Genomic DNA, 384 nt, shown 5'->3' with positions numbered 1-384 from the left:
GACGAACGGCACGTTCGCCTTGAGCAGGTAGCGCTGCTGGGCGCCGCCCTCGGTCGCCGAGCCCCAGCCCATGACGGTGAACGTGCCGGAGTCGTAGGCGGTGCTGGTGGCCAGCGGCAGGGTCGCCGCCCCGGTGATGGGTGAGGCCAGCTTGATCAGCGCCCAGTCACCACCGGTCGAGGTCGAGTAACCCGGGTTGCGGTACACGTAGGTCGACTTGCGGGTGACCCGGCTGCTGCTCTGCAGGTCGACCACCCCGTAGGTGGCGGTGATGCTGCTGTTGTTGCCGGTCCCGTTCACGCAGTGCGCGGCGGTGAGCACGAGCTGGTTGGTGTACATCGCGCCGCCGCAGCCCATCGACAGCCGCACCATCCACGGGAACTC

At 68.8% G+C, this 384-nt stretch carries 1 protein-coding gene; it reads right to left on the bottom strand.

Features of this window, described 5'->3' with window-relative positions; all coding sequences use genetic code 11:
- Positions 1-384: S1 family peptidase (locus tag UO65_RS06755; protein ID WP_035279854.1), on the bottom strand; the 384-nt coding region annotated here is incomplete at both ends.

The sequence above is a fragment of the Actinokineospora spheciospongiae genome, assembly GCF_000564855.1.
GTDB lineage: Bacteria > Actinomycetota > Actinomycetes > Mycobacteriales > Pseudonocardiaceae > Actinokineospora > Actinokineospora spheciospongiae.
This window is presented reverse-complemented; position numbering and strand designations above follow the sequence as displayed.